This is a genomic window from Chryseobacterium paridis (assembly GCF_016595215.1).
In the GTDB taxonomy this organism is placed as follows: Bacteria; Bacteroidota; Bacteroidia; order Flavobacteriales; family Weeksellaceae; genus Chryseobacterium; species Chryseobacterium paridis.
The window spans coordinates 1,960,166-1,972,337 of sequence record NZ_JAENHK010000010.1; the positions used below are offsets into that span (position 1 = coordinate 1,960,166).

Here is a 12,172-nt window from a genome sequence, read left to right on the forward strand (position 1 = left end):
TTTATGATTTAAATATTTTTTGCCACCATGTTTTCTTCTTTTCACTCGAATAGCCATAACCGTAACCGTAGTTGTATCCGTAGCCATAACCTCCAGCATTTTTAGAAACATCATTAATTACAAATGAGACGTTAGATAATTTTGATTCTTTTACTAATCCATTAGCAAAATCAATTAATATATTTCTTGAGACTCCAGACCTTACTACATAAAGCGTTGCATCGGCAGTATCAGCAATGTTGAGCGTATCTGAAACAAGCATTAATGGTGCTGAATCTATCACAATATAAGCGTAGTTTGGTCGAACTTGATCTATCAACTTCTTATATCTGCCGTTTGATAAAAGCTCTTGGGGATTCGGAGGAATACTTCCCGCATAAATTACATCACAATTTGGATTCGTATCAGATGTAAGGATAAGGTCCTCAATGTTGATTGACTCATCATATAAATATTCTGTTAATCCTTTTCTTTTTATAGGTTCATTATCATATCGTTGAATCTGCGGATTTCTAATATCCGAACCTATAAGAAGAGATCTTCCATTTTTATTCCCCAATGTAAGTGCCAGATTAACAGAAACTAAGGTCTTACCTTCTCCTTTTACTGAAGAGGTTACCATGACAACTTTTGCTAAATCCTTAGAAGGTAAAACAAATTTCAAATTAGAGACCAGTACTCTAAAAGCTTCTGCAAGTTCAGAAAAATCATTTTTTTGAACCAGGTGATTTTCTTCATCTTTCAATGATGGAATATCAGCAAGAACTCCAAGTGATGTTCGATCTGTAATATCATATCGGCTGTAAATCTTATCATCCCACATAAAGAAGAAATAAAATATTGCAAAAGGAATTAATACTCCTAACACAATAGCTCCCAAAAGAACTAAACTTTTCTTAGGTGAAACAGGAATATCCTCTGTAAATGCAGGGTTTACAATTTTAGCCTTAGGAACATTGACTGAAAGATTAATTGCATTTTCCTCTCTTTTCTGTAAAAGAAAAAGAAAAAGTTGTTCCTTAAGGTTTTGTTGACGTTCTATACCTCTGTAGACCTTTGATTGTCCAGGGACTTTCTCTATCATTCCTGTACTTGTTGATATTTGTCCATTTAACTGAGCTATTGAAGCCTCCATTGTTGCCTTTTGTTGACGAATATTATCTCGAACAATTTCTTTCAATGAAGTGATCTCTTTATTCATTTCAACTACAGCAGGGTTTTCCATAGTTGCTTGTTTCAATGTCTTATTTCTACTGATAAGAAGTGTATTGTACTGCGAAATAGCCTGCTCTAATGATGGATTAAGACCTAAGTTAGAAGGCATAATTTGATTTCCTCCTTTAGACGCCTCTGTTTGGAGAGAGTTTAAAAGATCAAGTTGAGTTTGCTGAAGAAGAAGCGCCTTTGTATTATCACTTGTATTTTGAAGAGCTAATTGCGCTTGGGCTTGCAAATCAACAATACGATTGCGATTTTGAAAATCTTCTTTTTGATTCTCTACTCCGGAAAGATCGCGAGTGATAACCTCTAATCGTTTATCTATAAACTCTTGTGTATTCTGTGCCTGTAAATTTTTATCCTTAAGACCATCAAGATTATATTGCTTTGTTACTTCATTAAGAATAGCTTCTGATTTTTCAGAAACAGTACCCACCAGGCTGATGTTCATCAACATTGCTTTTTGATCTGGTAAGTTAACTTGTATTTTCTTTTCTAATTTTTTAACCTTCTCTAAAGGATTCCAAAAAACAATCTTATATTTTGAACGAAAAGAAAGTCCTGGTGTCTTTTGTAAAATTACAGTTCCAAAATTCAATTTCAAAACTTTATCAAAACTTCCTTTAACATCCGTTTTTTCCTCAGTCTCAAGAATAAAATTGTTTCCGTTTACTTCTTTTACAATATATTCAGAAGATATAAACTTTTTATCATCATTATAAGAAATAACTTTAGCAGTAATTGGTATTTTTGTAAATAATTCCGAATCCTTAATTTCTCCTGAATTATAATACTGTACATTAAGGTTAAGGTTCTCTACAACTTTCATAAGTATTGGTCTTGAAGTAACTACTGCGACTTCGCTTTTCAGTTCGTCAGCGTTCCCCAAGCCTAACCCAAGATTATCCAAGTCTGCAAGTGCACCAGTTATATCATTTTGTTTCTTATCAAATTTAAGAGTAGTAGTTGACTGATACTGAGGCACTGAATATCTGAGATAGATATATGCCACAATTAGGAATAAAAAAATAAACCCAACAAACCATGGCCACTTACTAAGGTATTTTCCAATAATCTTCCTCAAATTCAATGTTTCTTCACTCTCCTGAAGTTCTATCTGTTGCATGTTTTTATTTATCGGGTTAAAGAAATAACAAGAGTTGCTGCTGCCAATGCAGAAGCAATGATCTGGAAAGTAAGGGCTCTGTTTGGATTGGAATTAGCTTGAACCTGCTTGTTCTTGTCAGGTTCTACATAAAGTACATCATTCTGTTTCATATAATAATAAGGTGAATTCACAATATCTGATCTGGACAAATCCAAATTAACAATCTGATCTACCCCATCATCACCAGGACGTATTAATTTCACTTTTGTACGATCCCCAAAATCCGTCATATCTCCAGCCAAACTTAATGCCTGGAAAATATTAAGTTTCTGTGTGCTGCTTTCTTTTTGGCCAGGAACTTTAACTTCTCCTAAAACGCTTACATTAAAATTCTTTAAAGTAATTGTCACTAAAGGATCTGTAAGATATCTCTTTAACCGAGTTTCAAGATCCTGTTTTAATTGTACTTGTGTCATACCTTTAGTATATACATTCCCTAATACTGGAAAATTAATATATCCTTCTTCATTAACTAAATACTCGCTCGGCTGTACATATTGATTTACACCAGTCGTAGACTCACTTCCTACCTTGTTTACTGTGTTAAGGTTAAAAGGTTTGACTGCATTTTCGTCAAGTGCAGAAACGAGAATCAAAAGCACATCACTTTCTTGAATATGTAATCCTTGAAATTTAGCTTTGGCAACTTCTTCCTCCATATTATGCTGCGACATATATACCATATTCTGCTTTGGTTTACATGATACCAAAACTACCGACAGAATTAAAAGATATTTGATAATTGTTTTATTCATCATATTTAAGTCTACTGTAAGTATTAGTTCAATATATCATAAATGAATATTATATTTTGAACCAACTCCTTTTTTCAATTAATTTGTAACATAACACTCACCAAAGTGCGAGCATTTATAAAATATTTCTATTATAAATCTTAATTTTTAATTAAAGCTAAGATCCCAACAGTGATCGAAGCTATTACTGAAGCTACAGAAATGTATAATCCTGTGTTTGGATCTACTCTTGCCGCTTTTTCTCTATTAGCATTTGGCTGAACATAAATCACATCATTTTGCTTAAGATAGTAATAAGGAGAATTAATAAAATTTGCACTGGTAAGATCTATTCTTTCCTTACTAATCTGTCCATCTATATTTCTAACAATTAAAACATTATTTCTAACACCAAATGCGGTCAAATCTCCAGCTAAACCAAGAGCTCCGAATAAGGTCGTATTTCCATCAGGAATTACATAAGTTCCAGGTTTAGTAACTTCTCCAAGTACAGAAACTTTAAAATTAATAAGCTTTATATCTACAATAGGGGCTTTCACATATTCTGATAGCAGTCCAGTTAGTTTAGCTCTTAATGTCTCAATATTTTCGTTCTTTGTACTTACTTTTCCAATTTGGGGGAAAATAATATCCCCGTTTGTATCTATATTATATGTTGGTCCTGATAGAGGAGTTTGCTGGGGAAGATTATTAGAACTTGGTATTGAATATTGTGTAATGGTAGTACTTGAAGCATAGTTTTGGTTAAATGGCTTAACTACATCCATATCTTTTGCTGAGACGGTAATAATCAATTGATCTCCAGGTTGAAAATCAACTCTGCTATTCTTAATAGAATTTTCTAATGCTATACCATCAATATCTTTCATGTAATTAATATCCTGCTTCGTAGCACAAGAAAACATAGCCAGACTTATAGCCCCATAAATAATATATTTCAAACTCATTCCTGATAATTTTTCCACAAAAATAGGATAATTAATTTTTCCGCAAAAAATGCGATGGTTTATACTTACTTATTACTTTATTGATACATCAAGTATCATTTACTTTATTCTTCTACTAAAGGCTCTCTATCTAAAATCTCAAATTCAGAATTATTACTAATAAATTCCTGAACTATCGTTTTTAATATCCTAACAACCTGCAACTTATCTCTCTTCACAGCCGCCAAGATAATCTGCTTACATAAAATATCCACCTCTTCAAACTCCATTAAAGGATCTCTTGAGATAAGAATCTTCTCATGATGAGTAGGAATTGTAACAGTATTATTACTTAGAAGTTCTTCATATAGTTTTTCACCAGGTCTAAGTCCTATGAATGTAATTTTGATATCTACATCAGGTGTATAACCTGATAATTTGATCATTCTTTTTGCCAGATCCAGGATTTTAACTGGTTCACCCATATCAAATACATAGATCTCTCCACCATTACCCATTGTACCTGCCTGAAGCACGAGTTCGCACGCTTCAGGAATAGTCATAAAGTATCTTATGATATCCGGATGTGTAATAGTTACCGGTCCACCTTTTTCTATCTGTTTTCTGAAATGTGGAATAACCGAACCATTGGAACCTAATACATTACCAAATCGTGTTGTAATAAATTTTGTAGTATTTCCAGGTGAATTCTGTAATGATTGTACAAATAATTCAGCTGCTCTTTTGGATGCACCCATTACATTAGTTGGGTTTACAGCTTTATCTGTAGATACCATTACGAATCTATTGACTTTATATTTCTTTGATAATAAGGCTAGGTTCTTTGTTCCTAAAATATTTACAAAAATTGCTTCATGAGGATTCTCTTCTATTAATGGAACATGCTTATAAGCTGCTGCATGATAAACCATTGAAAATTGATAATCTTCAAATACTTTTTCTAACCTATAACTATTCGAGATATCAGCCAGTACAAATTTAAATTTCTGATGAGGAAACTTTTCAATAAGCTCCAACTCAAGTTCATACAAAGGAGATTCTGCCTGATCAAGTACAACAATTAACGAAGGGCTGAACTGTGCAACCTGTCTTACAATCTCACTTCCGATAGACCCAGCACCGCCTGTTACCAAAACATTCTTTTCAAAATGTCTTTTTGTAACATCCTCACTTTCGATCTTAATAGGTTTACGGTTAAGTAAATCTTCAATCTGAAGCTGACTAATTCCTCCTACCAGATCACTATCTCTCATTTTACTAAGAGTTGGAGCTTTCAAAACTCGCAATCCCTTATCCAAAGCCAAGGTCATCCATTCTTCGATTTCCTGCTTTGTCATGATTTCTTTAATTAATAATACAGCATCAAATTGCTTTATTAATTTTTCACTTGCAAAAAACTGATTTTTATTATAGATTTTATATCCTAATAATAATGCTCTATTAGAATCGGATCTTCCTGTAAGAAATCCCTGTAATCGATAGGGATAATTTGGATTATGCATAATAGCCCGTGCCAATGCTACTGATGCCTCACCTACTCCTACAACAGCAATTCTAACCTTAGAAGAAGCTCCTTTGATATCAATAAGAATATTAAAGAACTGCTTAGTGATCATTCTAAAGAAGAACATTATGGATACTGAAATAAGAAAATATAAAAAAAGGTTAGGGTATAAATACAATGACGTACCCATTGCCAGCTGCGAAAAATAGTTTACTATTAAAAGTGTTACCAGGGTACTTCCGGATGATAATATAATCTTGAAAAAATCAAAAAAGGTAGAATGTCTTATAATCCCCGCATAGGTTTTAAAGACATACATAAATATAATATTTGTTCCAATAAGTAAAATTCTTTTTTGGAAAGTGTATTCTGGAAAATTAACCTTAACATCTAAATTTCTTAAAAACAGACGTGAAAGCAATATAGAGAATAATATAATAAGAATATCAATAACAATAACTAACCATCTTGGTATATATCTCAACTTGGTGATTTTCACAATGTTATCGCCATTGTAAAGAGCATTAAAAGCTTCATGCAACTTTTTCATTCAACATCAGGTGATTTTATTAGCTTGGCAAAGGTAATAGATAAAACTCATACTTTTAAATGCAAAAATTAATTTCTTTTTCTATGTTATCTATTTCTTACAGGTTTATCTTTCTAATTTATATTATTGTTAATAACAAAAATATAGTACAAAATTCACATATTTTTTTCGCAATTACCACCGTATTTTTACCCTTTTTTAGATATAAATTCGAAATATAAATATTGCAAACCACATGCATTTTTCGTGCCACTTATTGCATTACAAGTCTAAACTTTAATTTTTTTTTAATAAAATCATATAAGACATTACATATAAATGGCTTATATTATAAAAATTATACAGTTTGGGAACAAAGCAATAAAATAATCATGGGAAGAATCCACATTTTCAAAAAACTATTTACGGTACATTTAAGTTTAAGCAAAACTATTTTTTTTTAATCTAAAACAATCAGTGGTAAAATTATATATATGTTAACTTTCCATTATTTGTAAAATAATTTCATATTCAAAACCTTTTCCCATTAAATATTTGATAGCTTTTGATTTTTTTTGATATTCTTTCAATCCGCTTTGTTTAGAATAATAATCCTCAAAAATTTTTGAAATTGTCTTAAAATAATCATCTTCATCTATCTCATCAAAGCATGCATTAATCAGTTTTTCGGAAATCTGTTTTTGCTTTAAATTGATTCGAATTTTATTTCGCCCCCAATGTTTTATATAAAACTTTCCTCTAATATAGCTTCTTACGAATCTTTCTTCATTTAAATAATTTTCCTGTAGCAGGTATAAAAGAATCTCCTCTTTGGCTTCAGGGATTAATGTAAATTCCCTCATCTTCTGCTCTACTTCAGCATGACAACGATCCTGGTAAACACAATAGTTAACCAATTTTTGCTTGATTTCGATAAAAGTATAAGATTTCTTATCCATATATTTATAAAAAAAGAATGAGCATATGCTCATTCTTTATATTTTAATTTAGGTAAAAATTAGTAATTAAACAAAGCTTTCCCTTCCATTAATTCATTCACTTTCTTTCTTACAGATGAAAGAACTTCTTCATTTTTAATATTATCAACAACTTCAGAGATCAATTCTGAAATAGTTTCCATATCCTGTTCTTTCAATCCTCTGGTTGTAATTGCAGCAGTTCCTAATCTTATACCAGATGTCGTAAACGGTGACTTATCATCGAAAGGAACCATGTTTTTATTACATGTAATATCAGCTAATACTAATGCTTTTTCTGTTTCTTTTCCATTTACTCCTTTATTTCTAAGATCTACAAGCATCAGGTGATTATCCGTACCTCCACTTACAATATCAAAACCTCTATTGATCATAGCTTTTGCTAAAGCCTGAGCATTAGATTTAACTTGTTTAGCATAGGTTTCAAACTGAACATCCAAAGCCTCTCCAAAAGCAATTGCCTTACCAGCAATAACATGCTCCAGCGGACCTCCCTGGATTCCTGGAAAAACAGCACCATCCAGAACTTGGCTCATCATTTTGATCTCACCTTTTGGAGTCTTGTGTCCGTAAGTATTTTCAAAATCTTTACCCATCATGATCATTCCTCCTCTCGGACCTCTTAATGTTTTATGAGTAGTAGTGGTTACTACATGGCAATGTTCAAAAGGAGAATTCAATAATCCTTTTGCTACAAGACCTGCAGGATGTGCAATGTCTGCCCAAAGAGTAGCTCCTACTTCATCAGCGACTTCTCTAAATTTTGCATAATCTAAATCTCTTGAATATGCTGAAAAACCAGCAATAAGCATTTTTGGTTTTTCTCTTAAAGCAACTTCTCTCATTTGATCATAATCGATCAAACCAGTTTCCTGTTGTACTCCGTAAGAAACCACATTATATTGAATTCCTGAAAAATTAACCGCAGAACCATGAGTCAAGTGCCCTCCCATAGAAAGGTCCATTCCCATAATTTTATCTCCTGGCTTTAAAACTGCAAGATAAATAGCTGCATTTGCCTGAGAACCTGAGTGAGGCTGAACGTTTACATAATCAACTCCAAAAAGTTCTTTTGCTCTGTTTATTGCTAAAGTTTCGACCTCATCTACTACTTCACATCCACCATAATACCTCTTACCGGGGTACCCTTCTGCATATTTGTTAGTCAATACACTTCCCATTGCTTTCATTACATTATCAGAAACAAAATTCTCTGATGCTATGAGCTCCAAGCCATGAGTCTGTCTTTGTTTTTCCTTTTCAATCAGGTCGAAAATAATATCCATTTTACTTTAAGTTTTTAAGATTTTTCAGTCCAAATGTACGGAATTTCCTGCAAGATTTCAGTAACCTTACCTATGATTTTTGGAATAAAATTTCAAGAAATCTTCTTTATTCTCAATCCCTATCTAGTGCTATAATCTGAAAATAATTTGTCTACTTATTTTTAAAGTGACCAGCAGAAAGATCTTCGTTTATCTTATAATAAAAAAGTTCCCTTTTGTACAAGTACGGCAGGGAACACTAAAACACTTAAAATTTAATTAAAATTCTTCTTCAATAAGCTCTTTATTAACCATAGCTCCAGCAAAATTTCCCGATCCCACAGCATTTGCTACCGATCGCATCATTGAGGAGCTATCACCACATGCATAAGCTCCATACACATTGGTTTTATAAAAAGCATCTGTTTTTATATGACCAGATTCAGCTATTTCAATTCCCAAATCTCCAGAAATATTCAGATTCTGTTCAAAAGGAACTTTTGCGTAAATAGCTTTTACAGGATGTTGATTTCCATTCTTGAAAATTATATTCTCGACCTTTCCATTGATATGTTCAATACTGCTAATTTCATTTTCGTCAAGATAAATATTTTTTTCCTTCAACCTTTTTATCTGATCTTCTAATAATGTTGATTTCCCATTGGTGAACAGGGTAAGATCCTTTGTCCAGTGCGAAATCATTTTGGAAAATTCAAAAGCAAAATCTCCATCTCCTATAATTCCTGTTTTTTCATTTTTAACCTCGTATCCATGACAGTAAGGACAATGTAAAACAGAAATTCCCCAACATTCATCGAATCCTGAAATATCCGGTTTTATATCCTTAATTCCTGTAGCTATGATCAGTTTCTTAGATTTGAATCTTTGTCCTGATTGTGTTTCGACTTCAAATCCGCTGTCAGTCTTCAAAAGCTTTATAGCCAGACCATCATAGAATTCTACAGAACTATATTTTTTCACCTGAGATGTAGCCTCATTGCTAATTTCTTTAGGGGTTTTGCCATCTTGTGTCAGAAAATTATGAGAATAAGGTGTTTGCGCATTGCAAGGTTTTCCTCCATCAATGATCAATACATTCCTTAAAGATCTCCCTAAAGCCATTGCCGCGGAAAGCCCGGCATAACTTCCTCCAATTATTATGACATCAAAAAGATTTCCTCCCATGGTTTAAAATAAAATATAAGACAAAGATACAATATTTTTTCAATAACGCAACACTATTGCGATAATAAAATAATAAAAAAGCTGATCAAAAACAATCAGCCATATTTAAACAACCTTTGATACTTCAAGACAAAGACCTTTATTATCTATTCTGTTTTAAATAACTTTATCGTATAATCCAATAATTCCTGACCACCAACTTCTCCATGCCCCGGAATAACTATTTTCGCATTAGGATATGTATTTTTAACTTTTTCTACGGTTCCGACCCATGCTTTAACGTTTGAATCTTCAAGGTATCCTTTACTGGCATCAACTTCTTTAATCAGACAGCCACCAAACATCACATTTTCACCCGGAAAGTAGCCCACAACATTATCTCTGGTATGGCCTTCACCAAAGAATGTCGCATATACTTTCTGCTTACCAACATTTAAAGTCAAACTATTATCAAATCCATGGTCAGGAACATTGAATTTATTTTCTTTTGCTAATGCTATGGTTTTGTAAGTAGCGTAACATGGAATACCACTTTTAGTAAACTCTTTTAATCCACCTACACAATCATTATGAAAATGGGTGGCGATAACGGCATTAATCTTTGCATTCAGATTGTTATTGATCCATTTAATTAATTCACCTGAACTCTTATCATTAGTTGGAGTGTCAAAAATTACCGTTTCATCACCATCTTTTACAATCATTCCATTACAGGGAACCCGTCCAAATGTTTCTGTATCTATATAGGAAATATGCTGGTAAACGCTTGCTGACAACTTTTTAATAATGAGATCATGGGATTTATAAACCACCTTAGAATTAACAGATGAAGATTTCTGAGAAATACACCCAAAAAAAACTATCGTCAACAACACGCTCAAAATTTTAAATAATGATTTCATTCTTTATTCTTTTAATAAAAATATTCTAAAACTCACTTTCGCCCTCATCAATCTCACTCTTTATTTTTGCTCTCACATCTATTTTTGCCCGACTGAAACTAAAAATAAGAGTCCCTTTTTCTCTGGCAAAAGGATTGGTAATAGAATCAGCTTTTCTTGAAATTTCAAAGTAAGGCCCAGTCTCTTTTAGCTCATCGTCATTATCATCGTTTTTTATTCTTATCAAGTTAAAATATTTGTCTTTAAGATCAAACCAATTGATGTAATCGGCATTAAATGAGACAGCTTTTATTCCCATCTTTGAATAGTAGTTAATGGCTCCAGCCTGCCCATAATTATCACATAGAACGAGTGTTTTCCCAGTCTTCGATAATTTGGAATATTCTTTATCTACTTTTTGAGCTAATTCTTTCCACCCTAGCATATCTGCAAAATCCTGAGGCAATGAATGATCTTTTCCATCTTCCCACCGTAACAATCCAAATTTCTTATACCGCTCCGGATTATTCACAATAAACTCTGGACTCTTATTAGGAAATGAAATACGATACATAGGGATAAATAATATGATAGGGTGCAGAATACAGATTGGTTTGAGAAATCGTTTCCAGCCGTTTTCCAAAATGTGATCCAAATAAACCGATCCAAAAGCTACATACACAGGATAAAGACCTATCGCATAATAATCTTTAGCCTTAAAAAATACAAACAGTGATATTGCAATTACATATCCCCAGAAAAAGAATCTGAACTTTTCAAATGGTTTATAAAATAACAAGGCGTAGAAACTAATTAATATAACAAACGTAACACCTATAAAGAATAATAACTGAGACTTAAAAAAATCAAATCTGTTCACATTCACCAATTGGTTTTCTGAAAGCACCTTCATATGGTGAATAATCGGAAAGTTGTTATTATACTGCCATAATAAATTAGGAAAAATAATAACTAAAGTTATAAGTCCAGACCAATATGTATGTTTGTTTTTAAAGATCTTTCTTTGTTTTGTTAACAAAAGTGCAGGGATAAAACCCAATGCAAGAAAAGCAATATTGTATTTATTTAAAATGCCCAGACCAAAAATTATCCCTCCGAAATAAAGCCATTTTACTTTTTCTGTATTCATATATTTAATTAAAATATAAAAAAACAAAGTCCATAAAAATACCTCTGAGGAGTTAGGTTGAAAAAGCATATTTAATCGTAAAAGCACAGAAAACAGCAATCCAAGAGAAGCGAGAACCTGAGCAAACAACCCTCCTTTTAATTCTTCAATGATTTTCCAGACTACAACTATCGTTAATGCTCCAAATAAAGCAGGAAAAAATTTAACCCAGAATACAGATCCACCCAATATCTGAATTAGCCATGCAAACCATGAGCTAAAAGGGGGAACTGACAAATAGCCCCATGCAAGATGATTTCCCTGATCAATATGCAGAAACTCATCCCGGTGCAATTCGTATTCAGGACTAATCAGTATATATTGAAGAATAAATTTCGCAATGATAAAAACAAAAAGAATCAGATAACTTTTCTTCATAGGTTAAAGTTTGGAATTAAAATTAAGACATTTTAAACTTCTTTTTCATTACATCTTTGAACAGTTTAATTTAACAGAATAGAACAGCAACTTTAATCAGTCAACAAAAAATCCCGGAAATTACTTTCCGGGATCTTAGATAAATGTATCTGGTT

The 12,172-nt window shown here is 32.4% G+C and carries 9 protein-coding genes; all 9 read right to left on the reverse strand.

The features are described from left to right. Position 1: 1 nt before the first annotated feature. On the reverse strand, positions 2-2,344 hold the full coding sequence (locus tag JHL15_RS18335) for a GumC family protein (RefSeq protein ID WP_200248121.1): 2,343 nt from the start codon (positions 2,342-2,344) through the stop codon (positions 2-4). Between the two features lie 8 nt (positions 2,345-2,352). Continuing rightward, complete coding sequence (locus JHL15_RS18340; protein ID WP_234047809.1) at positions 2,353-3,144, reverse strand: polysaccharide biosynthesis/export family protein; 792 nt, start codon at positions 3,142-3,144, stop codon at positions 2,353-2,355. 137 nt (positions 3,145-3,281) lie between these two features. Beyond that, positions 3,282-4,088, reverse strand: coding sequence for a polysaccharide biosynthesis/export family protein (locus tag JHL15_RS18345; protein ID WP_200248122.1), 807 nt, complete (start codon positions 4,086-4,088; stop codon positions 3,282-3,284). Positions 4,089-4,192: 104 nt separating this feature from the next. Then, positions 4,193-6,142, reverse strand: a complete 1,950-nt coding sequence (locus tag JHL15_RS18350) for a polysaccharide biosynthesis protein (protein WP_200248124.1) — start codon at positions 6,140-6,142, stop codon at positions 4,193-4,195. 476 nt (positions 6,143-6,618) lie between these two features. Next, positions 6,619-7,080 (reverse strand): regulatory protein RecX, encoded by a 462-nt coding sequence (locus JHL15_RS18355; RefSeq protein WP_200248126.1) that lies wholly within the window; start codon positions 7,078-7,080, stop codon positions 6,619-6,621. Between the two features lie 59 nt (positions 7,081-7,139). Further along, positions 7,140-8,405 carry a serine hydroxymethyltransferase gene (glyA, locus tag JHL15_RS18360; protein ID WP_200248128.1) on the reverse strand — a complete coding sequence of 422 codons (1,266 nt, stop codon included), beginning with the start codon at positions 8,403-8,405 and terminating at the stop codon, positions 7,140-7,142. Positions 8,406-8,663: 258 nt separating this feature from the next. Continuing rightward, entirely contained in the window at positions 8,664-9,569 is a 906-nt protein-coding gene (locus tag JHL15_RS18365; protein WP_200248130.1) for an NAD(P)/FAD-dependent oxidoreductase, read from the reverse strand. Between the two features lie 146 nt (positions 9,570-9,715). Then, positions 9,716-10,471, reverse strand: coding sequence for a subclass B1 metallo-beta-lactamase (gene bla, locus JHL15_RS18370; RefSeq protein ID WP_200248132.1), 756 nt, complete (start codon positions 10,469-10,471; stop codon positions 9,716-9,718). Positions 10,472-10,496: 25 nt separating this feature from the next. Then, entirely contained in the window at positions 10,497-12,017 is a 1,521-nt protein-coding gene (locus JHL15_RS18375) for a glycosyltransferase family 39 protein (RefSeq protein ID WP_200248134.1), read from the reverse strand. Positions 12,018-12,172: the final 155 nt, after the last annotated feature.

Coding starts and splice junctions, on each gene's coding strand:
- JHL15_RS18335 (WP_200248121.1), bottom strand. CDS start 2,344: ATGCAACAGATAGAACTTCAGGAGAGTGAAGAAACATTGAATTTGAGG.
- JHL15_RS18340 (WP_234047809.1), bottom strand. CDS start 3,144: ATGATGAATAAAACAATTATCAAATATCTTTTAATTCTGTCGGTAGTT.
- JHL15_RS18345 (WP_200248122.1), bottom strand. CDS start 4,088: ATGAGTTTGAAATATATTATTTATGGGGCTATAAGTCTGGCTATGTTT.
- JHL15_RS18350 (WP_200248124.1), bottom strand. CDS start 6,142: ATGAAAAAGTTGCATGAAGCTTTTAATGCTCTTTACAATGGCGATAAC.
- JHL15_RS18355 (WP_200248126.1), bottom strand. CDS start 7,080: ATGGATAAGAAATCTTATACTTTTATCGAAATCAAGCAAAAATTGGTT.
- glyA (WP_200248128.1), bottom strand. CDS start 8,405: ATGGATATTATTTTCGACCTGATTGAAAAGGAAAAACAAAGACAGACT.
- JHL15_RS18365 (WP_200248130.1), bottom strand. CDS start 9,569: ATGGGAGGAAATCTTTTTGATGTCATAATAATTGGAGGAAGTTATGCC.
- bla (WP_200248132.1), bottom strand. CDS start 10,471: ATGAAATCATTATTTAAAATTTTGAGCGTGTTGTTGACGATAGTTTTT.
- JHL15_RS18375 (WP_200248134.1), bottom strand. CDS start 12,017: ATGAAGAAAAGTTATCTGATTCTTTTTGTTTTTATCATTGCGAAATTT.